Source organism: Variovorax sp. P4_B10, assembly GCF_056402375.1.
On the sequence record NZ_JBFUHN010000058.1, the window covers coordinates 1 to 22,366 of the forward strand.

Here is a 22,366-nt window from a genome sequence, read left to right on the forward strand (position 1 = left end):
CCTCTGCCTCGAAGACATCGAATACCTCAAGTTCCGCACGCTGGTTCGCACGCCTGAATGGCAGGCCGCATTCCTCGACCGGCCGCTCGAGGAACGTCGTGCACTYGCCCGCTCCATGCGCGTGCAGAGCGAAGACCGCAAGCGCAACCCCTCGGCGGTCTGGGCCGACGTGGACTCCAATGCTGCACGCCAATGGCTGCAGCAGGCCCATGCGCACACGCTGGTGCACGGCCACACGCACCGGCCGGCCGATCACGACCTGGGCAACGGCCTGCACCGCGTCGTGCTGAGCGACTGGGATGCCGCAGCCCATCCGCCGCGCGCACAGCTGCTGTGCCTGTCTGCCGCCGGCGCGCAACGCGTCGACCTGCGCTAGCTGCGCCGCACCGCCGATGTTCAAGTGGCTGCGCCGGCTGCGCACCTTGCCCCCGATTCCCGACACCGCGTGGCAGGCCACGCTGGCACGCTACGCCTTCCTGGGTGACCGCCCTCCTGCCGAGCAGCAGCAGTTGCGAACCCTGGCCGCCGAGTTCCTGCGCGACAAGGAATTTCACGGCGCCCAAGGCTTCGTCATCACCGACGAGGTCGCGCTGGCGATCGCGGCCCAGGCCGTACTGCCCGTGCTGCACCTGAAGGGGCATCTGGCCTGGTACGACGATTTCGTCGGCATCGTCGTGCATCCGTCCGAGGTCGTGGCGCAGCGCAAGGTCGTCGATGAAGCCCAGGTCGTGCACGAATACGAAGAGGTCGTGGCCGGCGAAGCCATGGATCGCGGCCCGGTGATGCTCAGCTGGCAGGACGTGCTCGCAAGCAGCATCACCAGCGAAGGCGGCTACAACGTCGTGATCCACGAGTTCGCCCACAAGATCGACATGCGCGGCGGCGATGCCGACGGCTGCCCGCCACTGCCGGCCGGCTTCGCAGGCCGTCGCAGCGCCCGCGAAGCCCGCGCCGCCTGGCTCGCCGTGCTGCAGCCCGCCTACGACGGCTTCCGCGAAAAAACCATCATGGCCGACCGCTTCGGCGCCGAGCCGCCGTGGCTCGATGCCTATGGCGCGACCTCGATCAGCGAGTTCTTCGCGGTGGCCTGCGAGGCCTACTTCGTGAACCGCCCGAACTTCGCCAGAGACTTTCCCGCGGTGGTGGCTCTCTTCGACGAATTCTTTCGACCTAAACAGCCCTGAGCGCCCGCCGTACCGGCGTTTATAGCTACATATTTGATAGCGATTTGCCCTTTACCATTGACGGGTTATCAACTCGTCAAAAAAGGTAAACGACATGAGGGATTGGTTCTATCAGCTCACGGGCAAGGCATGGATCGCGCTGCTGTTCGGCATCGGCATCCTGGGCTGGGCCGCCTATGCGCAATTCAAGGCAGGCGCCGATACGCATGGCACCGCCGTGGAAGACCTGGTGGCCAAGAGCGGCACGATCGTCAGCGGCAGCGAAATCACCGAAACCACCAAGCGCCGCCGTGGCGGCAGCACGACGCGCCACTACTTCGTGCTCGATGCCAAGCTGGCCGACGGCAGCACCGAAAAATGGCGCGTGGACTACGCTATCGGCCGCCGCAAGCTCGAGCCGCTGATCGACGAAGCCGTCGATGTCCGCGTCGATCCTTCGGACAACAATCTGGTCTACGAAGTCAAGCTCAAGGGCCAGCCTGTCGTTGCTCTCGCCGATGTGCAAAAGATCATGGAGAACAAGGACAAGGCAGCGGCATCGGTCGCCACGGACAAGAGCACGCTGATCGTCGGTGCCGTCGCCCTGCTGCTGGGCATCGGGGGGCTGTTCATCCGGCGGCGGATTGCCAGCGGCTATGCGACGGAGCAAGCCACCGCCGTCCAGACGCCCACGATCGGCGAGAAGGTCTGACAAGCCCTCAGGACACGACGCTCCCAAACAAGAAGGAAGAAGGCGCCCCGCGGGGCGCCTTCTTCGTGGTCTTTTGGCCTGTGCGCCGCCTTACTTGCGCAGCAAGGCCTTCAACGCGTTCTGCAGCCGGCGTGCGCTGGTCGCATCGTGCGCCGCGGCCAGCACCTTGCCTGCGTCCTGGCCCCAGGTCTGTGCCGGTGCCGGATCGCCCCGCTTCGTCAGCAGCTTGAGTTGCAGGGCGCGGCGCGCGTCGAGCTGCTCGGCGGGCGTCGGCACTTCGGCGGCCATTTCCAGGCGCAGCAGCGCTTCGGCGGCGTCGCTCGCGGCAGCCGTCGGCGCACTGCCGACGGCTTGCGACCACGTGGTGCGCACAGCCGGCGAGACCGCACGGCCCAGTTCCTGAACGCTCGGCAAGCGTGCGGCATCGCGCTGCTCCCAAGCGCCAAGCACCTGCGTCAGCGCCTCGCCGTGGGCCTGCGCCGCGAGTTTGCGCAATGCCATGTCCGCACGTTCGAGCGCTTCGCGCTGGGCCCGGAAGGCCGCATCGCCGAGACGCGGGCCGCGATCTTCGAAGCGCGGGGGACGATCGCCGAAGCGGCCAGCCGGTGCGCCGCGATCGCCGCGTGCATCGGGGCGAGGACCGCCGCGATCGCCCGGGCGACCCGGGCCGCCGGGGCCCGCTGGCCGGCCACCATCGCGCCGGTCGCCGAACTTGCCACCTGCGCGGCCTGCAGGCGCCGCTTCCGTCTTCCTGCTGCCAGGACGGTCGTCGCCGCGCATGGCCACGACCGGCTTGGGGGCCGGCTTCGGCGCGGCGGCCGGGGCCTGGCTTTCGACAGCGGCAGCTTCGCCGGCATCGTGGGCTTCGCCATCGGTGCGTGCAGAGGCGTCGGCACCATCGGCTGGCGCCACGAGATCGGAAGCCGCGGCATGCGCTGGCTCGGCAAGTGCAGCTGGCGATGCCTCTGCATCGCTCGGGCTCGGTGCCTGTTCGGCGCTCTCGCCGAATTCGGCCGCGGCTTGTCCGGGGGCGACGATTTCAGTGGCACCGACCGACGGACCGTCGCTCGCCGTTGCGGCCTCTTCGGCCTTCGGCGCGGGCGGCGGCGCTTCGCCGCGCAGCGCGCCTTCGAGGCGGGCGATGGCTGCACGAATCTTCTGCACGTCGCCGCCGGCGTTGGCTGCATCCAGCGCCTTGGAGGCGTCGAGCACATGGCGGTCGTGCTCGCTCATGGCGGCCGACACCTTTTCGCGCTCGGCCGTCTTGCGGTTGAAGGCTTCGTCGATGGGCGCGCGGAACGCGTCCCACAGCTTCTGTTCATGGCGGCGGTCGAGTGGCACGCTCTGCGCCTCGGCCTGCCAGCGCTGCTGCAGCGCCTTGACGGCGTCGATGCGCAGCATCGGCTGGGCGCCAAGTTCGGTGGCCTCGGCGATCATGGCCTGGCGGCGTTCGACACTCGCCTTCTGCGCCGTTTCGAACGGTGCGCGCGCGGCGCCGAAGGCTTCGTTCCACTGTGGCTGCAGCTCGGCAAACACCTTCTCGCCCACATGGCCGGCATCGCGCCAGCGGTCTGCGAATTGATGCAGCGCGCGGTTGTGCGCCTTCAGGTCGGAGGCGCCGGCATGCTCGGCCGCCCAGGCCTTGACCTCCTCGATCAGCGCCACACGATGGGCGCGATGCTCGGCCGCGTCGGCGCGCACCTTCTCGAGCCAGGCCTCGACCACCTTGTGGGCTTCGTTGCAGGCTTCATCGAAACGCTTCCACAGCGCATGGTTCGGCACGCCGCCCTGGTCGGCCTGTTTCCATTGGTCGCGCAGTGCACGCAGCGTTTCCTGCATCTTGCGGCCGCCGAGGGCCTGGCCTTCGGGGCGCTTGAGCAGGCCTTCGGCCTTGGCCACGAGGTCTTCGCGCACCTTGTCGGCGCTCCAGCGCTGCCAGCCTTCGAGCTCGCCGGCTGCGACCAGCGCGGCATGCACGCGGGCTTCGAGCGGCGCCTCGACCGACTTGCCGTGTTCCTTGAGCACTGCGCGCAGCGCAGCAGCCGCGCCGGCGCTGGCCTTGCCGTGGCCTTCGGCAGTTTCCTGTTCGAGCTTGGCAAGCGCGGCCTGCACGGCGTCCTGTGCAGCAGCACGCACGGCCGGGTCGACCTTGGGTGCGGCAGGCCGTGCGGGCGCTGCGGCCTTGGGCGCAACCACCTCGCCGCGCGCAGTGCGCAGCTCGTCGGCCCACACGGGCACGGGCGGCAGCGGGGCTGCGGCATCGGCAGCGGCGGCAATTGCCTGCGCCAGCGCGCTGTGGAACGCGTCCGACACGACCAGCAGCTGCGACTTCGACGCGTCGAGCTGCGGCGCGAACTTGGCGTCGAGGCTGTTCCAGTTGAGGTCGGAAGCGATGTCGGCGGCCTGCTGCTGCCAGTGGTTCACGTCGGAGCGCAGCGATTCCTCGGCGGCCTGGGCGTCCTGCCAGCCCTTGGTGGACAGCACTTCGAAGCGCTGCGCCAGCAGCACGGCGGCTTCGCGATGAACCTGGGCGCGGTGTTGCAGGTCTTCGATGCCCTTCACGCGTTCGGCCAGCTTCAGCTTGAGGCCTGCCAGCGGTTCGCGCGACAGCGGCGCGCCGGCCTTGGCGGCGTCGCGCTGCCAGGCCAGTGCATCGGCGATGTTGAGCTTGGACTGGCCCAGCAGCGCCTCGGCCTTTTGCGCCCATTCGGCGGCCATGGCTTCCTGGCCCTTGGCGCGCTTGAGTTCATCGAGCTTCTCGCGCAGCAGGCGCGCCGCGCCCTTGTCGCGACCGCTCAACTCCTTGAAGACTTCCTGCATCTGCTCGGACGCGGGGTTGCCCGCGAGCCAGTCGCGGATGCGCGCGGCGCGCTCGCCCGAAGTCGGCGCGGTGAAGGCGCCGCTGGTGAGCGTGTCGAGGGCCTGAAGGTCGTGTGGCTTGGAAGAAGTAGAGGTCACTGCGCGAAATCGTTGTCTTAGTAGAGAAAGCGAAGGCGCCGGCAAAGGCCGGCGCACATCGACATTTTCACCCACTTGCGGTTGGCCGCTGAATTCCGTTGAGAAACGGTGGCGAACGCAGGTTTGCGGGCTGGGAGCTTAACGGACTACATATATAGCAAGCTCAAGCGAAAAACCAAGTGACCGCTCTCACTTCATGGTCAGGCTCAGCTCGGCACCCGGCTTCCAGTCGGCACCGCTGGCCGTGGTGCGCACCGCGCCCAGGAACAACCGCTCGCTCGGCAGCTTCTGCGCCAGCAAGTAATCGCGCACGGCGGCGCCACGCTCGACCGCCAGCTGCCGCATCGACTCCTCGTCGACCGGAATGCTCGCGAGCAGCAGGTTTTCCATTTCGTTGACGGGCAGGTCCTTGGCCAGCCCGACGAGGTTGCGCGGCTTCGTGATGTCGGCGCGCTTGTAGACCGCGGTCAGCAACTCGGGGTATTCGGCATCGGTGACCGACGGCACGTCGGTGCCGGTCTGGCCGGCACGCACTGCGACGCGACGCTTCTCGGCCTGGGTAAGCTGGCGCACGCGCTGGCGCTGGTAGGCGTCGCGCTCCTTGTCGAGGCTGGAAGTGCCGACGACCGTCATCTGCAGGGTCGGCCGTTCGGTCAGGGCCTTCACGACCTTGTCCAGGCTTTCCCTGGCGCTGGCGCTGAGTGCCGAGCTGCCCGGCTCGAAGGTGACGGCGCTCGATTCGCCGCTGCCGCCGCCGAGACCGCCCGTGAGCAGGCTGAACGGCGACGTCACTGCCTTGACGATCAGGTTGACCACCGCCTTCCAGATCAGCGGGCCGACGCTGAACTGCGGATCGTTGAGCGAACCGCTGAGCGGCAGCTCGACATCGATCACGCCATTGCGGTCGGCCAGCAGGGCTACCGCCAGCTTCACCGGCAGGCTGTTGGGGGCGCCGCTGACTTCGTCGCCGAACCGAAGCTGGTTGAGCACCAGCTTGTTGGTGGCCGTCAGCTGCCCATCGGGCGCGACCTTGTAGTTGACATCCATGCTCATCTTGCCCCGCTCGATGCCGTGGCCGGCGTAGCGCACCGAGTACGGCGACAGCGGCGCGAGGTCGAGGTCGCGCATCTTGGCGGTGATGTCGAGTTCGATCGGTTTGACCAGCGGGTTGAGTTTGCCGGTGATTTCGAGCGCTGCGGTCTGCTGGGCCTTGCCGCGCAGTTCCAGGTCGGCCAGCGCCGGCCGGCCGCCCTCGCCCTTCGGCGGGTTCGACGAGAAGGAGCTGAGCTTGCCGGTCAGCTCGCTGAGGTCGGCCGAGTAGTTGGGCTTGACGAACAGGTCGGTGAAGTCGATCTTGCCGTTGACCAGGCTCATCGGGCCGAAATTGATGACCGGCTTGGGGCCGGTGTCATTCGCAGCCTGGGCCGTGGCAACCGGCGCCGCGGCGGCCTTGGCCGGCTCGGGGCTGCCGCCGACCATGGCCTCGGCCGACACCGGTGCGCCGCCCGAGGCCTGCGAAGGCGCCTGGCGGGTCGTGGTGGTGGTGCCGCCCGGGCCCTTGCGGGTCTTGGCTTCGGTGGTCGCAGCCGCGGCCGCAGCGCCTTCGGCCTCGCCCTTCTTGGTCAGGCTCAGCAGGTTGAGCCGGCCGGTGGGGTCGACGATCACGCGGGCGAAGAAGTCGGTCAGCGTGGTCTCGCGCACGTCCACATTCGGCGGCGCGTTGGGCGCCATGCTCACCTGCAGGCCGCGGAGGCTCAGGGTCTTCCAGCTCAGCAACTGGTTGGTGTTGCGGTCGAAGCCGGGCGACTGGGTGAGCGAGACGCTGTTGGCGCGGAAGTCGTCGAGCGCGGTGTCGCCGGCCAGCTTGACGGTCATGCCCGCGGGCGCCGTCGCATAGTGCACCGTGCCGCGATAGCTCGCGAAGGCGCGGCGGATGTCGACGTTGAGCGCGTCGGCGTAATAGGCCTTGAAGGCGTGCGCGGGGAACGAGACCACCTCGAGTCGCCCCTCGGCCGCCAGCGGCTTGAGCACCACGTTGCCCTTGTAGTCGAAGCGGCCCGGTTCGGAGCGCCCGGAGCCGATGTGGCCCGAGACCTGCAGCGGCGACGCGGTGTTGGTTTCGGGCGCGATCTTCTGCGCGTTCAGCTTGAAGGCCGTGACCTCGATCGCCACCGGCGTCGCGCCCGCCTTGTCGGCATACGAGACGCTGCCGTTGTCGACCGCCAGGGTACCGATGGTCAGCGCCCAGGGCTTGGTGTTGGCATYGGCCTTGGCCGATCCGGCGCCCACCGGCTTGGGTGCCGCCACCTTGGCTTCGGCGGCGCCTTCCTTGGCACCGCCACCGGCGGCCGGCGTTCGGAGCCAGCGCTCGAACATCCAGCGCTTCTCGTTGTCGCGCTCGACGCGCACCTTGGGGTTGGTGGCTGTGAACGAAGCAATGGCCAGCGTGTGCTGCGTCATGTCGACTTCGGCGTCGATCAGCTCGAAGCGGCCGACGCTGGCCAGCGCAGTCTTGGCCTGGGTCAGTGCGAGGCCGTCGGCAGCCAGGCGCCGGGCCTTGAACTTGAGATCGGGCTTGGCCCAGGCGATGTCGATCTGCCCGCTGAGCTTGCCGTCGAGCGTAGGCTCCAGGCTCTGCGCCAGATAGGGAGCGGCCAGCGACAGCGGCAGCGCGTCGACCTCGGTCTGCACGTCCGCCACCTTGTCGGTGGCGCTGCCCTTGAACTTGAGCGTGGCCCCGGCGATGGCGGTGCTGCCGTCGAACTGGGCCGGCTTCTCCATCGGCCAGGTGACCGCAGTGACGTCGAGCCCCAGCTCGGTCAGGTCGACGGCCGCCGCGGGCTTGACGGTTTCGTCACGCCAGCCGATGCGGCCACCGCTCAAGGCCACCTTGTCGACCTGTACGTTCAGCTTGGGCTTTTCCGCCGTCTTGCCGTTCGGGGCACTGGCAGCGGCGGCGGGCAGCGGCGCCACCTTTTCCGCGGCCCCCGTGGCCGGGTCCGTCGCCATCAGGTTGAGCTGGCCCGCCGCATCGCGCGCGACCACGAGCTGCGGATTGGCCAAGGCCACTTCGCTCAGGTGGAACACGGACTCCAGCGGACGCAGGTCTGCCAGCGCCAGCTTGAGCGAGTCGAAGCCCAGCAGGTCGCGGCCCCTGGCATCGCTCAGCTTGGCGCCGTGCGCCTCTACCGTCCCGGTGATCTTGAGGCCGGTCGTCGCCGCCTGCTGGAAATCGATCTTCAGATCGGCATCGAGACTGCCGGCCTGCAGCTTCACCGGCAGGCCGCCGGGGATGTAGCCGAGGTAAGGCACCAGGTCGAGGCCCTTGAACTGCACATGGGCATCGGTCTTGCGGCTTTCCGCAAAAGGCGTGCTGAAGGCGGCCGAGTCGAACTTGCCGCCGTTGAGCGTGAAGACCAGCTTGGGCTCGGTCTTGATCTCGCGCTTGGAAGCGAGGTTGCTCAGGAAAGGCACGCTGAGCATGAAATTGCGCAGCTGGTGCTTGCGCTTGACCGTCTGGTCGTCGAAGTCGACCGCGCCGTCCTTGATCGAGATGTTGTAGATGGCAAAGCGCGCCGGTTCGGCCTTGGGATCGGGCGGCGGACCCGATGCCAGCTTGGCCAGGATGTCGTCGATGTCGTACTTGCCGTCGGCCAGGTGCGTCAGCAGGACCGCGGGCGACTCGACTGTCACCGTGTCGATGACAGGTGCCAGCCGGAAAAGAGATTGGAGTTCGGCATCGGCATAGATGCGCTTGATGGCCAGTTGCGGCTGCTTGCCGTCGGCGGTGGCGATGCGCAGGTCGCTCAGCGCGAGTTCGAGTGTCCAGGGCTTGAAATCGATCTTGCCGACCGTAACCTGCCGGCCCAACTTCTCGCTTGCGATCTTTTGAAGCTGGCTCTTGGCGATCGGCGGTACCGCCAGCCAGGCAATGACCCAGAAGGCCAACAGAACCAGCAACGCGACGATCCCACGTCGCACCCATTTGTTTTGTTTGAGCGAAGCTAAATCCATCGCCGGAGTGTGCCGCAAACACGTGGAGGGGCAGAAACAAGAAAGCCCGGCAACGCGACTGAATGCCTTGTTGCCGGGCTTGATGGCGGGCACAAAACCCATGCCATCGATTCGCGCGACCGGAAGTCAATGGTTCCTGCCGTGCTGGCAGCAAGAGATTGCCGCCGTGAATCCTCCATCGTTCGAGTCCTTGGACTTGCACCTCGGACTGCCTGACTTCGGAAAAGCGCCTGAAAACTCAGGCCCGTCCAGATTAGGCGTCGCACCCTTGCATTGCAAACCCAATTTTCCAAGGGATTTCCCTTAGGCCAAGCCCTCTGAAACCGCCAACCTTTAAAACAATTATTAGCATAAGAAACATATTTCATATGCTTGACCGTGTATTTAGCCACGTTAGAATCCCGCCAGCCCTGACTGCCAGATGCAGCAGGGACTCCTGAATCCGCTGCCGAATTCCCCCGGCTTGATCAGGTCGCCGCGCTCTCACCCTACACACCCATGCGCGGAGCCTGATTCGTACCAATCCAAGCGCCGTTGCCTTCATCCATCGCCTCTCCAGGCGTTGCGAGCAGGTGCCGCACAGAAAGGAAGAGCGATGAACAAGGCGTTTGATGCCACGGCCCGCGGGCTGAGGACCTTCGTGTCCGATGTGGCAGACGGCTTTTTTGAAATCACCCACAACGGGTTTGCGTTGGTCGGTTTGGCCATCGTGTTCGCGGCCCTCGCCCTCGTGGCACGGCCCGATCTGCGCCAGACCGGCGAGGAACAGCTCATGGGCTGGCTGCAGTCGCGCAAGCCCGCGCCCGAAGTCACGGACCTCGAGCCGACCGCCATCGAGCGCACCACGGCCGCGAGCCCCGGGGACCTGCCCAAGCAGCAGGCCGCCGTGGCTTACTGGCTGAGCAAGAAGTACCGCGTTGCGGCCGAGCCGCTGAGCGTGCTGGTTGCAGAGGCCTACACGATCGGCAAGCGAACCAAGCTCGACCCGACGCTGATCCTCGCCATCATGGCTGTCGAATCCAGCTTCAACCCCTTCGCCCAGAGCCAGGTCGGCGCCCAGGGCCTGATGCAGGTCATGACCCGCGTGCACGGCGACAAGTACGAAAGCGCGGGCGGCACGCTCACCGCCTTCGACCCGGTGACCAACATGCGCGTCGGCGTCAAGGTATTGCAGGAATGCATCGCCCGTGCCGGCTCGCTCGAAGGCGGCCTGCGCTATTACGTGGGTGCCGCCAATCTGGAAGACGACGGCGGCTACGCCGGCAAGGTGATGGCCGAGCGCGAACGCCTGCTGCAGGTCGCCAACGGCCGTGCGCCGTCGGTGACGCCGCCGCCGACCACCGTGCGCGCACAGCCGATCCCCATCGTGGTGCCGGCCAAGCGGGAAGAAGCCTCCGAGCCTGCGAAGGTGGCCCTGCTCTCCGCTGTTTCCTGAAGGTCGTCCGGCCGGGTGTGCGCTACACTCGGCCTGTACGCGACTGGCGATAGGCGCAGCACCCGAACAGGTGCCACGCGCTGACGTGGAATACCACTGGGAAGCGTGCCGCCTGACACAACAGGCGTTCAGCCGTTCGCCTGGGCAGCCCTTGTTTGGTTGAAGAACAAGGACCTCGTCTTCAAAGGACTGCCATGTACCAACGCAATATCCTGGTCGAACAGACCGATCCCGAGATCTGGGCTGCGATTCAAGCCGAAAACGCGCGCCAGGAACACCACATCGAGCTGATCGCCAGCGAGAACTACGCCTCGCCGGCCGTCATGGCCGCCCAGGGCTCGCAGCTCACCAACAAGTACGCCGAAGGCTACCCGGGCAAGCGCTACTACGGCGGCTGCGAGCATGTCGACGTGGCCGAGCAGCTGGCCATCGACCGCGTCAAGCAGATTTTCGGCGCCGACGCCGCCAACGTGCAGCCGCATTGCGGCGCCTCGGCCAACGAAGCCGTGATGCTGGCCTTCCTGAAGCCCGGCGACACCATCATGGGCATGAGCCTGGCCGAAGGCGGCCACCTCACCCATGGCATGCCTCTCAACATGAGCGGCAAGTGGTTCAACGTGGTGAGCTACGGCCTGGACGCCAACGAAGCCATCGACTACGACGCGATGGAGCGCAAGGCGCATGAGCACATGCCCAAGCTGATCATCGCGGGCGCTTCGGCCTACTCGCTGCGCATCGACTTCGAGCGCTTCGCCAAGGTGGCCAAGGATGTCGGCGCGATCTTCATGGTCGACATCGCCCACTACGCCGGCCTCGTGGCCGCGGGCGTGTACCCCAACCCGGTGCCGCACGCCGACGTCGTCACCTCGACCACCCACAAGAGCCTGCGCGGTCCGCGCGGCGGCATCATCCTGATGAAGTCGCAGCACGAGAAGGCCATCAACAGCGCGATCTTCCCGGGCCTGCAAGGCGGCCCGCTGATGCACGTGATCGCCGCCAAGGCCGTCGCGTTCAAGGAGGCGATGGCGCCCGAGTTCAAGGCCTACCAGCAACAAGTGGTCAAGAACGCCCAGATCGTGGCCGACACCCTCACCGAGCGCGGCCTGCGCATCGTGAGCGGACGCACCGAAAGCCATGTGATGCTGGTCGACCTGCGCGCCAAGGGCATCACCGGCAAGGAAGCCGAAGCCGTGCTGGGCAGCGCCCACATGACGATCAACAAGAACGCGATCCCGAACGACCCGGAAAAGCCGATGGTCACGAGCGGCGTGCGCATCGGCACCCCGGCGATGACCACGCGCGGCTTCAAGGACGAAGAAGCCCGCATCACCGCGAACCTGGTCGCCGACGTGCTCGAGAACCCGCGCGACGCGGCGAACATCGACACGGTGCGCGCCAAGGTTCACGCCTTGACGAGCCGCTTCCCCGTCTATCGCTGATCCAGGCGCTCCGACCGCATGAAATGCCCTTTTTGCGGTCATCTCGAAACGCAGGTCGTCGAGACCCGCGTTTCTGAGGACGCCGACTTCGTTCGCAGGCGCCGTCAGTGCAGCGCCTGCGACAAGCGCTTCACCACCTACGAGCGCCCTGACGTCAATTTTCCGGTGGTCGTGAAGAAAGACGGCAGCCGCGCCGACTTCGACTCGACCAAGGTGCGTGCCTCGATGATGCTGGCTCTGCGCAAGCGCCCGGTGAGCATCGAGCAGATCGACACCGCCCTGCTGCGCATCGAGCAGAAGCTGCTGGCCAGCGGCCTGCGTGAAATCGATTCCACAAAGGTCGGCGAACTCGTGATGCGCGAACTCAAGCGCCTGGACAAGGTGGCCTACGTGCGCTTTGCCTCGGTGTACCGCAGCTTCGAGGACGTGGACGAGTTCAGGCAGCTGTTGCGGGACATCTGAACCGACGGCGTTCAGGCGCCGCTTTCTCCCTTGTCGCCTTTGGCGCACGCCCCCGAGCCGCAATCGCCGCTCACATCCGGATTGCAGACCCTGGCCCGTCCCGAGGCCGAGACGACGATCGACGCCCTGCGTCCGGTGTCGGCCTTCAGCGTCAGACAGCCGGCGCCGAAACCGGACCGGGTCGCCTGGCGTGAAAACCCGTTGCTGTCATAGCGCAAGCCCTGCGCAAAGCCGCCTCCCAGCGTCGCGTCGACACTCACACCTTGCGGCAACCGGCCGAAGCTCCGCAGCGTTTGCGGGGATTCATCCGGCCCGGTCCGGACGGCCCAGCCACCGGCCCACTCGTTGCCCGCAAGTGCGGTCACCTTCACGCTTTGAGCGCGCTGAATGGCTTCCATGCGTGCCAGGCTCAACGCAGAATTGAAAGCCTGGGCCGCCGCCGCCAGGCGCTGATTGAGCAGCATCTCCCGAAAGCTCGGTGTACTGGCTGCGGCCAGCACGGCAACGATGGCCACGACCGTCATCAGTTCGACCAGCGTGAAGCCGCCCGTGCAGCGTCTTTCGGTGCCTGTCATTGCCAGCACCTGCCGGGCTGGGTGCCATCGCAGCCCTTGCCCCCCAGGCTGTCGATSCAGAGCGTGCCGACCTGAGGGTCGGAAAAGCCGGGCTTCAGGGTCGCCGTCAGCCGGATGCAGCTGTCGATGTTCGCGCGCCCCTCGCAGTTGCCGCTTTCGACGGTGTACTTGCCGCCCGGGCCGCCGTCTCCCGAGTCGCCAGCGTAGCGCCGATAGCGGCCGACCAGGGTGAAGCGGCGTTCCTGCTCCTGCATTTGCTGCATCAATGCAGACCGCGCCTCGCTGCGCCACCCCTTGCGCACGAAATCCGCGTACGACGGATAGGAAATGGCCACGAGGATCGAAACGATCGCGAGCACGATCATCATCTCGATCAATGTGAATCCGCGAAGCGCGGCGATCCTCATGGCTTTGCGCCACGGTAGTCGACGACCTGGCGCCAGTTCAGGCGCCCCGCCACCTGCGATATCTTGCCGCCATCGACAGGCTGGGCCACCGAGATGCCGCGCCGGCCGCCCAGGTTGATGACGGACATCCGCCGTGTTTCCGACCGGCGCCCGAGCGCATCGGTCGCGCTGTAGCCACCCTCGCCCAACTGAACCAGGAGCGGCGCCCCCAGCATGCCGGCGCCCGAGGGCGAGGGCACGCAGGTACCGCCCTGCGAGAGACCCGTCATTGCATTCACCGCACAGCTGCGTCCGCCGCCGTCCTTGCTGCATGCATTGGCGTTGGGAATCAGCGTGTTGAAGAACAGGTGACCATCGCTCAGCAGCGGCTTCGACACCAGGCGCTCGCCCTGATCCTCCGATCCGGGCAGATCGAAGTACCAGCCGCGCCGGCTTGTCGTCTTGCGATCGAAGGGACCGTAGACGAACGCCTCTCCGGTGATCGCGGGAAACGACTGCCCGCCGACGGCGGCGGCCTTGCGGGGTTGGAGCTGCGCACGCGCATCGGCGGCGGGAAGGGCCGTGCCGTCGTCATGCACGGCATACATCGTCTGCACGCCGTGGCTCGACCGACCCAGATCTTCCGGGCTCACGAATTTCCCCGTACCGAAAAGCACGATGGCGCCACCGCCCGGCCCTGCCCCGACCTCTGGCGCCACGGTGATCGGCTGGCGTTTCGCATTCGCGCCGCTGCCGCCGATGGCGACCATCAGGGGCCGGCCTTTCAGTGCCAGTGCATTGTTCTCGTCCCAGGGCGCGTTGCCGCTGAAATCGAATTTCCACATGTTGCCCTGCGTATCGCCGGCATAGAGGATGCGCGTGGTTCCGTCGGCAGCCGCATGGTCGCCCGGCACGCTCAAGGCATTCACGAGCGAGTTGTCCGCCGGGCGAGGCAGGACGATCTTGTGATAGCTGACGCCCTGCTCCCACTCGGCGGCCGAGGGTTTGTCGAGCGAGAGCAGGAACAATGCGGCGCGCTTGCCGTGATGGGCGTTGTTGAAGCCGGACGGAACGACGGCGAACCAGCCGTACGTCGCCGCCCCGGTCCTGGTCGCCGCCGAGGTGCGGAACTTCATGATGCGCGGCGCCTGCGTCAAATAGCCCATGTCGGCGTCGTCCGCACCGCTGAACTCCCACATGACCTTGCCGGCCGAGAAGGCTGCAGGGTCGGTCACGTCGAGCGCAAAGACCCCGGTGGCCCCGCCGCCGCTGCCCGAGACCAGCACGGTCTTCCATGCCCCGTCGGCCATCCGGGCCTCGGCAGCTGCGGGCGTGCCGTCGACGTAGCTTTGATGCGCATAGTCCGGCGAGGTGTAGGCCGCCAGCTTCGGAAACATCGTGCGCGGCACATAGGCAAACAGCTCTTCGCCGGTGCGGGCCGCAAAGGCGTGCAACATGCCATCGTTGGCACCGACGTAGACCGCATGCGTCCGGTCCCGATGGGCGGCCAGGAACTGGTCGTAGCCGGGGCCCTGGATGACAGGGCTCGGCGCGCCCACGAAAACCGGGGGCGAATTGGCGATATCGCCCATGACCGAATCGCGTACGCGGAAAACCCCGTTCGGGACGGACAGCTCCTTGCGGCGATCCCCGCGCAGATAGGCCAGGCGTTCGGCACCCAGGGCATCCGATGCAGCAGGCTCGGCGTAGGGCGTCGCGTTCAGGCGACTGCGCAGCACGCCGTCGAGCGTCTCCCACTGAAACGGCGTGCCGACGCCATCGGTCGACAGCGTGAAGATGCGCCTGCTCGACACGTCGCGCGCAGCCACGGCGGGCTTGGCGGTCGGGTTGCCGGTCAACAAGGCACCGGCATCCCAGTCCGGTTGATCGGCCTGGCGCACCGCGCCGGTCGACGCATCGAGGCCGAGCGAATGCGACAGCAGCGTGCCCGACCAGCGTCGCCCGCCGAACTGCGGCACGTAGAGGCTGGCGCCTTGCTTCGAAATCCGGTTCGTCGAGACGGCACCGGCCGCCACGCGGCCACCCGGCGGCGCAACGGCTCGCTGGAAGACCCGGCGGATGGCCGACACCATCTGCCGCGGCTCGCTCGCGAGAAAGTAGTTCGAAGGCTGAGGCTGATCGTCGCCATCGAGTCCTTCTGCCCACTCGGAACTGCCACCCGACGCACGAAACGGATTGCCGTCGTCGTTGCTGTCGACAAAGCCCCCGTACTTCGCGGCCAGGTAGAAGGCGCTGCCCCGTTGCCTCTGCCCGACGCCGCTCCCATTGCCCGGCCCCATGTCGATGGCAAAGGTCYGCACGCGCAGATCGGGGTGGTCGCTGCGGATCTGCTGCGTGTTGGCCCAGTAGGCAAGGCCGGCCATGCCGAACGAGCCCTTGTCGGCGCCGGTTTCGATGGTCGCGATGTTGCTGGACGTCAGTTGCGCACCGCCCTTGTAGTTGAACGCCCGGGGACCGTCGTTGCCGATGGTTGCGAGGCCCGGCGTGCCTGAAGGATGCGTGTATGAAAGCGTCTCCCGGTTCTCGAAGGCGCCGACGAGCCGCGTCCAGTACGCGGTGTCGGGCTCGTAGGCGGTGCTGCTGAAGCCGCGATCGAAGTCGCCGGCGGAGTCTCCCTTCGACATGCCGGGCAACGAGCGGTCGTAGTGGGTTTCGAGGTCGCCCATCAGCAGGACGTGGTTCTTCTGGCAACTGGCTGCGACAGGGTCCCCGCCACCCGTGCCACGCTCGTCGCCCGAAGCCATGCCGGCCGTCGCGTTCGGCGTAGGCGGCTTTCCTTGCAGGTAGCGCAGCGACTCGTAATAGAGTTCGCTGGCGGGATCGAACTTCTTGTACGTACCGCTGCGTCCGAACCGGTTGATGTGGTGGATGACGCCGCCGGACAAGGCCATGGGGTCGGCCTTGAACACACCTGTCGTTGCATCCCACTCCGCCTGCGGATTGCCCGCCCTGTCGAAAGCCGCGTCGATCCTCATGGGCCCCGTGTGCTTCATCGGTGCGCGCAGAACACCTCCGTAGCGCGCGGGATCGTCGTCCGGCAAATAGCCGAAGACGGAGAACCGCATCCGTTCCGCGTGGTGCTGGATGGCGCCCACGGGCTTGTGGTTGYCGTCTGGATACCGAAGGCAGAACGAAGGACGCGTTGCTGCCTCGGTGGGCGTGCAGACCTCGACGCGGGCAAGGTAAGGGACGCTGCCGGGGTCGGCACAAATACCGAGGGCGGCAGGCCCGGCGACGAAACGATGGAGGCAACTGTTGAAATGCACCGTGTCCGTCGCGCGCAAGCCGTCTCGGCCCCCCGTGACCAACGGCGTGAGCTTGTCCAGGTTGCCCGTCACCGCCTTGTCGGGGAAGTAGGTGCTGCGATGAAAGTCCTCCGGCAGCACCGCCCGCTGCAGCACGGTGCGGCCCGGCTCGTCCATCACGCGATCGCCCCCCGTCAATGCAAGGCGCACCCCGTCGATGGACGACATCAACGCCCAGTTCAGCAGGTTGCCGCTCCACTGGTTGCGACAGACGATCTCACCGCCCGCCAGCTTCGCGGCCCCGGACGAACGCTTGAAGTAGCCGTCGGCGCTCGCGTAGCCGTAGCAGGCCATCGGGTCCCAGTAACCCGCGTAGGTCTTCTTCCAGTCGAAACTGTCGCGATAGGCCGCCCCCGCGTTCGGCAGCTTCAGCGAGAGATCGAGCACCATGCCGGGATCGACACGCGACGCCAGCGAGAACAGCGGCTCGCTCGGGAGCACGGCATCGGGCGGCAGCGCCGACGTCGCGGCCTGAACGCAGGAAATGGCGCAGGCCGCCGCGGCGCAAGTCAGGAGAAAGCGCATGCAAGTTCCGTTTCAGGAAGGACAGCCAGGGCTGGCGGTCGATTTGTACAAATTGGTCTGCAGCACCACCTGCGTCTCGTCGCGCGTGCCGTAGCCGATGGCCGTGATCCGAAAGAGATAGCGGGCGTCGCGAGCGCTCGCGCTTTGCAGTGCGTTGGCCTGCCAGCCGCCCCGGTTGCGAACGGCCTCCACGATGTAGCGCGGCGCGCGGACCGGCAGCGCACCGGGGCGGGTGCCCGTGGCGGCCTCGCCGCTGAGGTAGGTCTGGCCGGTGAAGGTGCCGTAGCCGACGGACTTTCCGCCCTCGGCAGAAAAATCGGCGTTCATCCAGGCCGGTTCGGCGCCCGGTTCGCCCGGGGCGCACAGCCCCTGCCGATCGCTGGCCCCGCCACACCCTTCGACGAAAGCCGCCACGTCCTGGCTGCTGAAGAGACAAAGGCGCTGCCGCGTGCTGTCGTTGGGCCCGAGCACATCGCTCTCGGCATCGATCAGTGCCGCCTCGGCCGCCTGGAACGCCACCTCGGTGTCGCGGTCGTTGCGCGCACCGCGCTCGTTGACCAGCGAAACCTGCGCCGCACCGACGCCCAGCACGGTGGCCACAATCAGTAGCAGCAGCACGACGATCAGCGCGAAGCCGCGTTGCGGCGAACGATCAGGCGGGCTCACGATGCCCGCTCCTTCATCGCATTGCGCAGCATGACCGTGAAGGTGGCCACGCGCCGCAGCCTGCCATCGGGCGGGGGCCTGAAACTCGCCTCCAGAAAATCGGCCCCCAGCGGATAGAGCAAGTCCTCCGCCATCGGTGCCCCGCCGATGGCGTGCGCGCTGCGTGCCACCATGCCCACACGCAGTGCGACCACCTTACGCCACTCGTCATTGACCTTGGCGCCGGACGCGGCCATGGCCTCGATCTGCACGGCGTCGAGCCAGCGTTCAGGCACGCCGTCGCCATTGGCGTCGTGGCCATAGACGATCTTGAACACCTCGATGCCCCGTGCCAGCGGTTGGGCGCTGAAGGGGCCGCCCCTCTCGCCGCGGTATTTGCAATAGAGCTCCGGCTCCCTGTCCGCAGCCTCGGCCACATAGAAGAAGCTCCAGGCGCGGTCTGCAGATACCGGCTTGTCTGCCGCCGGCCCGGGTTGGGCGAAGCCCATGCAATCGACCATCGTGCCGTCAGCCTCGGTGCCGTCGCCACCCGCACGGCTGCGGCCGAAGAAGCGCACAAGCAACGAGTCGCTCCCGTTCACGCCGCGGGAGTTGTGGCTGCCGTAGCTTTCGTCTTTCGAACCGACCCGGGTGTTGCTCGCTCCGACGATGTCCAGCGTCGAGGGGTCGTCCGGCGACGCGAGCAGGTACGTGCTGCTTGCGATGATCGCGACGCCATCGGCGCCGGGGTGGTCGGGCGCGTAGTCGGAATAGCCGGCCTGCCGCACGATGCCCTTGACGACGATGGCCGCGAACCGCAGCGACTCTTCCACGGCCTGGGCCTCGGCGTCGGCCGTGAACAGCCGCTTGCTGCCGAGGAACGCAGACGTTGCCGCGAGCACGACCGCCAGCGCGATCGCCGCAGCGACCAGCAGTTCCACCAGCGTCACGCCGCGCTGGCACACGCCGACTGACGTGTCAGGAGCCCGCGTGACCATCGTGCCCTTGCCCCGCGACCAGTTGCATCACCAGGCGCGGCGCCGGTGGCGATTGCACCTTCATGCCGCCAGTGCGAGGCGTCCAGCCGAGCTTCACGACCACCGTGCGGCCGGTCTTGCTGCACGCCCATGTGTACGCGCCCGCGCCCTCGTTCCAGGGCTCCTCGTCGAAGCACACGCTGAGGCGCGCATCGGGCAGCGCCTTGGCAATGCGGCGCTTCCACTCGCTCATGTCCCATGCCGCAAGCTCCGCCGCGTTGCAGGCCGCACCGGATGCCATGCAACCCGCATCGGAAGAACCCGTTGCAGAACCTGCATGCCAGCCTTCGACAAGGTACGCATTGGCCGCATCGTTCTTCGCGGCGATGCCCTTGTTCATGCGCGCCTTCTCGGACAACTCGCGAACCAGATTGATCGCCGCCGTGAACGTGGCGGCCTCGCCGCTGGTGCGCACCGAAGCCAGCAGCATGCTGATCGTGCCGAGCAGCCCCATGCTCAGAACGACGATGGAAACCAGTACCTCCACGAGCGAAAAGCCCGCGGCAGACTGCCTCGATGAAGTCATGTCTCGATGTCCTCCCTGTCGTGCTGCAACTTGTGTTGCTTCTTTCTTTATCCCGCCATCGAGCTTGGAGCGTAGAGGCCACACGCAGCGGCATGCGCGCCGTTCATCCGTGTTGGCATGCCGCTCGTATGATCGAGCGGCACCGGTGTTAAATTTTTCTCGCCAAGCCCCATGCCCCCCCACGAACAAGATGCACGGCACATGACGACGGCATTGCGTCTGGCTTCCGACGCACTGCTGCTGACCGACCCGAACCCTCGCGTCGGCTGTGTCCTGTGCGGTGCCGATGGCCGCGTACTGGGCCAGGGCCACACGCAGCAAGCCGGTGGCCCGCATGCCGAGGTGATGGCGCTGCGCGATGCCGCCGCGCAAGGCCATTCGGTCGAAGGCGCGACGGCCTATGTCACGCTCGAGCCCTGCTCGCACCACGGCCGCACAGGTCCATGCTGCGATGCGCTGATCGCGGCCGGCGTCCGGAGGGTCGTGGCCGCCATCGCCGATCCGAACCCGCTGGTCGCAGGCCAGGGCTTCGAACGGCTGCGCGCAGCGGGGGTGAAGGTCGAAGTCGGCCCCGGCGCGGCCGAGTCACGCGAACTCAACATCGGCTTCTTCAGCCGCATGGTCCGCAATTCGCCCTGGGTGCGGCTCAAGGTCGCCGCCTCGCTCGACGGCAAGACCGGCCTCGAAAACGGCGTGAGCCAATGGATCACCACCGAAGCGGCGCGGACCGACGGCCACGCGTGGCGGGCCCGCGCGAGCGCCGTGCTCACCGGCGTCGGCACCGTGCTCGAAGACAACCCGCGCCTCGACGTGCGCCTGGTCGAAACGCCGCGCCAGCCGCACCTGGTGGTGGTCGACAGTCGCCTCCAGACGCCCCCCGACGCTCATATATTCATAGCAGGACGCCCCGTCTGGATCTACGCGGCCGACCGGAACGAGGCCAAAGCCGCTGCCCTGGAAGCCCGCGGCGCCACCGTCACCTGCCTGCCCAACGCCGACGGCAAGGTCGACCTGGGCGCCATGCTGAAGGACCTGGCGGCCCGCGGCGTCAATGAACTGCACGTCGAGTCGGGCCACAAGCTCAACGGCTCGCTGATGCGCGAGGGATGGGTCGACGAGTTGCTGGTCTACCTCGCGCCCAAGCTGATCGGCAGCGGCCTCGACATGGCAAGCCACATCCACGCCGGCGGCCCCTTGACCGCGTTGGCAGGCGCCACAGCGCTCGAATTCAAGTCCGTCGGCATGCTCGGCCCCGATATCCGGATCCTGGCCCGGGTCAGCGGGCACGACAGCTTCTAGCGCCCAAATCGGGCGGCCGCCGCCGGGGGCTCGCGATGTCTGCGAAAATGTGCGGATGTTCACCGGAATCATCACCGGCGTGGGGCGCATCTCCGCCATCCACGACCTCGGCACCTCCTCCTCCTACGGCAAACGACTCAGCATTGCGGTGCCTGACGGCTATCTCGACGACGTCGGGCTGGGCGACAGCATTGCGCTGAACGGCGCCTGCATGACCGTCACCACGCTCGTTCCCGAGCGGCAGCAGTTCACCATCGACATCTCGGCCGAATCCCTCGACAAGACCGCGGGCCTGACCGACGAAGGCAGCCGCATCAACCTCGAGAAGGCGCTGCGCGCCAGCGACCGCCTCGGCGGCCACATCGTCTCGGGCCATGTGGACGGCATCGGCACGGTGAGCTTCTTCGCGCCGGTCGGCGAAAGCTGGGAGCTGCGCGTGGTGGCCCCGCCCGCGCTGGCCCGCTTCCTGGCCTACAAGGGCTCGATCACCATCAACGGCGTGAGCCTCACCGTCAACAGCGTGAACGACATCGCCGACGGCAGCGAGATCAGCATCAACCTGATTCCGCACACCGTGGAAAACACCTCGCTGGGCGGCCTTGCGGCCGGCTCGAAGGTCAACCTCGAAATCGACACCGTGGCGCGCTACGTGGAGCGCATGCTTCAGGCCGGCATGCTCACGACGCCCTCCAAGGACACTTCCCAATGAACGCCTCCGTCACACCCATCGGCGCCCCCCGCAGCGCGCGGGCACCTGCACCGATCGCCTCGGTCGAAGAGATCGTCGCCGAGCTGGCCGCCGGCCGCATGGTGATCCTGGTCGACGAAGAAGACCGCGAGAACGAAGGCGACATCGTCATCGCGGCCGACCACATCACGCCCGAAGCCATCAACTTCATGGCGCGCCATGCACGCGGCCTGATCTGCCTCACGCTCTCGCGCGAGATGTGCGAGCGGCTGCAGCTGCCGCCGATGGTCCAGCGCAACGGCGCCAAGCACTCGACCGCCTTCACCGTCTCCATCGAAGCAGCCGAAGGCGTGACCACCGGCATCTCCGCCGCCGACCGCGCCCGCACCGTGCAGGCCGCCGTGGCGCGCCATGCCGTCGCTGCCGACCTGGTGCAGCCCGGCCACATCTTCCCGCTGCAGGCGGTGGACGGCGGCGTGCTGATGCGCGCCGGCCATACCGAAGCCGGCTGCGACCTCGCCGCCATGGCCGGGTGCTCGCCCGCCTCGGTGATCTGCGAGGTGATGAACGAAGACGGCACGATGGCCCGCCTGCCCGACCTGCAGATCTTCGCGGCCGAGCACAACATCAAGATCGGCACCATCGCCGCGCTGATCGAACACCGCAGCCGCACCGAATCGCTGGTCGAGAAGGTCGGCTGCCGCGAGATCCAGACGGCCTGGGGCGCCTTCACCGCCCACGCCTTCATCGACAAGCCGAGCCGCGGCGTTCACCTCGCGCTGGTGCGCGGCAAGTGGGCGGCCGACGACACCGTCTCCGTGCGCGTGCACGAGCCGCTCTCGGTGCTCGACGCGCTCGAAATCAACCGCTCGCTGCACTCCTGGAGCCTCGACGCCAGCCTCTCGCACATCGCGACCGAGGGCAAGGGCGTGGCCGTGCTGCTCAACTGCGGCGAAACGGCCGGCGAGCTGCTCGCGCAGTTCGACGGCACCGCGCGCCCCGCACAGGCCCCCGAGCGCGGCCGCATGGACCTGCGCAGCTACGGCATTGGCGCGCAGATCCTGCGCGAATGCGGCGTGCACAAGATGAACCTGCTGGGCACGCCGCGTCGCATGCCGAGCATGGCCGCGGGCTACGGCCTCGAAATTGCCGGCTACCTCACGAAAGACTGACACG

17 protein-coding genes and 1 riboswitch are annotated in these 22,366 nt (G+C 67.2%); of the genes, 9 read left to right on the forward strand and 8 right to left on the reverse strand.

Going from position 1 to position 22,366, the window contains the following annotated elements:
* The 3 genes from AC1DXX_RS23475 to AC1DXX_RS23485 all read left to right on the forward strand — a co-directional run.
* The coding region (locus tag AC1DXX_RS23475) for a UDP-2,3-diacylglucosamine diphosphatase (RefSeq protein ID WP_478136613.1) at positions 1-376 on the forward strand (376 nt) is incomplete at its 5' end.
* 16 nt (positions 377-392) lie between these two features.
* Positions 393-1,184, forward strand: coding sequence for a M90 family metallopeptidase (locus AC1DXX_RS23480; protein ID WP_478136614.1), 792 nt, complete (start codon positions 393-395; stop codon positions 1,182-1,184).
* 94 nt (positions 1,185-1,278) lie between these two features.
* The gene (locus tag AC1DXX_RS23485) at positions 1,279-1,875 is read left to right on the forward strand and encodes a hypothetical protein (RefSeq protein ID WP_478136615.1); all 597 of its coding nucleotides are present in this window, start codon (positions 1,279-1,281) and stop codon (positions 1,873-1,875) included.
* 90 nt (positions 1,876-1,965) lie between these two features.
* Here AC1DXX_RS23485 and AC1DXX_RS23490 read toward each other — a convergent pair whose 3' ends face one another.
* Together AC1DXX_RS23490 and AC1DXX_RS23495 are read right to left on the reverse strand one after the other, a co-directional pair.
* The gene (locus tag AC1DXX_RS23490) at positions 1,966-4,833 is read right to left on the reverse strand and encodes a DUF349 domain-containing protein (protein ID WP_478136616.1); all 2,868 of its coding nucleotides are present in this window, start codon (positions 4,831-4,833) and stop codon (positions 1,966-1,968) included.
* Between the two features lie 189 nt (positions 4,834-5,022).
* The gene (locus AC1DXX_RS23495) at positions 5,023-8,847 is read right to left on the reverse strand and encodes a DUF748 domain-containing protein (RefSeq protein WP_478136617.1); all 3,825 of its coding nucleotides are present in this window, start codon (positions 8,845-8,847) and stop codon (positions 5,023-5,025) included.
* Positions 8,848-9,442: 595 nt separating this feature from the next.
* On the opposite strand from AC1DXX_RS23495, the gene AC1DXX_RS23500 reads away from it, so the two are divergent.
* The 3 genes from AC1DXX_RS23500 to nrdR all read left to right on the forward strand — a co-directional run bounded on the left by AC1DXX_RS23500 (position 9,443) and on the right by nrdR (position 12,183).
* A complete protein-coding gene (locus tag AC1DXX_RS23500; protein WP_478136618.1) occupies positions 9,443-10,282 on the forward strand; it encodes a lytic transglycosylase domain-containing protein in 840 nt (279 codons plus the stop codon).
* Positions 10,283-10,311: 29 nt separating this feature from the next.
* Positions 10,312-10,435: riboswitch (ZMP/ZTP riboswitch) on the forward strand.
* 41 nt (positions 10,436-10,476) lie between these two features.
* Positions 10,477-11,721 carry a serine hydroxymethyltransferase gene (gene glyA, locus AC1DXX_RS23505; protein WP_478136619.1) on the forward strand — a complete coding sequence of 415 codons (1,245 nt, stop codon included), beginning with the start codon at positions 10,477-10,479 and terminating at the stop codon, positions 11,719-11,721.
* An 18-nt stretch (positions 11,722-11,739) separates the two neighbouring features.
* The gene (gene nrdR / locus AC1DXX_RS23510; RefSeq protein ID WP_042580112.1) at positions 11,740-12,183 is read left to right on the forward strand and encodes a transcriptional regulator NrdR; all 444 of its coding nucleotides are present in this window, start codon (positions 11,740-11,742) and stop codon (positions 12,181-12,183) included.
* A gap of 11 nt (positions 12,184-12,194) precedes the next feature.
* Here nrdR and AC1DXX_RS23515 read toward each other — a convergent pair whose 3' ends face one another.
* The 6 genes from AC1DXX_RS23515 to pilV are packed head-to-tail and all read right to left on the reverse strand — an operon-like array spanning position 12,195 to position 19,203.
* Positions 12,195-12,758: a GspH/FimT family pseudopilin gene (locus AC1DXX_RS23515; protein WP_478136620.1), complete on the reverse strand. Its 564-nt coding sequence runs from the start codon at positions 12,756-12,758 to the stop codon at positions 12,195-12,197.
* Entirely contained in the window at positions 12,755-13,165 is a 411-nt protein-coding gene (locus AC1DXX_RS23520; protein WP_478136621.1) for a type IV pilin protein, read from the reverse strand. The genes AC1DXX_RS23515 and AC1DXX_RS23520 overlap by 4 nt, the downstream gene beginning before the upstream one ends.
* A complete protein-coding gene (locus AC1DXX_RS23525) occupies positions 13,162-16,995 on the reverse strand; it encodes a pilus assembly protein (RefSeq protein WP_478136622.1) in 3,834 nt (1,277 codons plus the stop codon). Before AC1DXX_RS23525 ends, AC1DXX_RS23520 begins: the two co-directional genes overlap by 4 nt.
* Positions 16,996-17,007: 12 nt before the next feature.
* A complete protein-coding gene (locus tag AC1DXX_RS23530) occupies positions 17,008-17,661 on the reverse strand; it encodes a pilus assembly PilX family protein (protein WP_478136623.1) in 654 nt (217 codons plus the stop codon).
* Positions 17,658-18,638, reverse strand: a complete 981-nt coding sequence (locus tag AC1DXX_RS23535; protein ID WP_478136624.1) for a PilW family protein — start codon at positions 18,636-18,638, stop codon at positions 17,658-17,660. The genes AC1DXX_RS23530 and AC1DXX_RS23535 overlap by 4 nt, the downstream gene beginning before the upstream one ends.
* Complete coding sequence (gene pilV / locus AC1DXX_RS23540) at positions 18,619-19,203, reverse strand: type IV pilus modification protein PilV (protein WP_478136625.1); 585 nt, start codon at positions 19,201-19,203, stop codon at positions 18,619-18,621. The genes AC1DXX_RS23535 and pilV overlap by 20 nt, the downstream gene beginning before the upstream one ends.
* 171 nt (positions 19,204-19,374) lie before the next feature.
* Between pilV and ribD the strand changes: the two genes are divergently transcribed.
* From ribD to ribBA, 3 genes are read left to right on the forward strand one after another with little or no spacing between them, the layout of a single operon-like run.
* Entirely contained in the window at positions 19,375-20,502 is a 1,128-nt protein-coding gene (gene ribD / locus AC1DXX_RS23545; RefSeq protein ID WP_478136626.1) for a bifunctional diaminohydroxyphosphoribosylaminopyrimidine deaminase/5-amino-6-(5-phosphoribosylamino)uracil reductase RibD, read from the forward strand.
* A gap of 55 nt (positions 20,503-20,557) precedes the next feature.
* Complete coding sequence (locus tag AC1DXX_RS23550; protein ID WP_478136627.1) at positions 20,558-21,211, forward strand: riboflavin synthase; 654 nt, start codon at positions 20,558-20,560, stop codon at positions 21,209-21,211.
* Entirely contained in the window at positions 21,208-22,362 is a 1,155-nt protein-coding gene (gene ribBA / locus AC1DXX_RS23555; protein WP_478136628.1) for a bifunctional 3,4-dihydroxy-2-butanone-4-phosphate synthase/GTP cyclohydrolase II, read from the forward strand. Before AC1DXX_RS23550 ends, ribBA begins: the two co-directional genes overlap by 4 nt.
* Positions 22,363-22,366 lie beyond the last annotated feature (4 nt).

Excerpts from the sequence above, each read along its gene's own strand:
- AC1DXX_RS23480 (WP_478136614.1), top strand. The coding sequence starts at position 393 with ATGTTCAAGTGGCTGCGCCGGCTGCGCACCTTGCCCCCGATTCCCGAC.
- AC1DXX_RS23485 (WP_478136615.1), top strand. The coding sequence starts at position 1,279 with ATGAGGGATTGGTTCTATCAGCTCACGGGCAAGGCATGGATCGCGCTG.
- AC1DXX_RS23500 (WP_478136618.1), top strand. The coding sequence starts at position 9,443 with ATGAACAAGGCGTTTGATGCCACGGCCCGCGGGCTGAGGACCTTCGTG.
- glyA (WP_478136619.1), top strand. The coding sequence starts at position 10,477 with ATGTACCAACGCAATATCCTGGTCGAACAGACCGATCCCGAGATCTGG.
- nrdR (WP_042580112.1), top strand. The coding sequence starts at position 11,740 with ATGAAATGCCCTTTTTGCGGTCATCTCGAAACGCAGGTCGTCGAGACC.
- AC1DXX_RS23515 (WP_478136620.1), bottom strand. The coding sequence starts at position 12,758 with ATGACAGGCACCGAAAGACGCTGCACGGGCGGCTTCACGCTGGTCGAA.
- AC1DXX_RS23535 (WP_478136624.1), bottom strand. The coding sequence starts at position 18,638 with ATGGTCACGCGGGCTCCTGACACGTCAGTCGGCGTGTGCCAGCGCGGC.
- pilV (WP_478136625.1), bottom strand. The coding sequence starts at position 19,203 with ATGACTTCATCGAGGCAGTCTGCCGCGGGCTTTTCGCTCGTGGAGGTA.
- ribD (WP_478136626.1), top strand. The coding sequence starts at position 19,375 with ATGCCCCCCCACGAACAAGATGCACGGCACATGACGACGGCATTGCGT.
- AC1DXX_RS23550 (WP_478136627.1), top strand. The coding sequence starts at position 20,558 with ATGTTCACCGGAATCATCACCGGCGTGGGGCGCATCTCCGCCATCCAC.
- ribBA (WP_478136628.1), top strand. The coding sequence starts at position 21,208 with ATGAACGCCTCCGTCACACCCATCGGCGCCCCCCGCAGCGCGCGGGCA.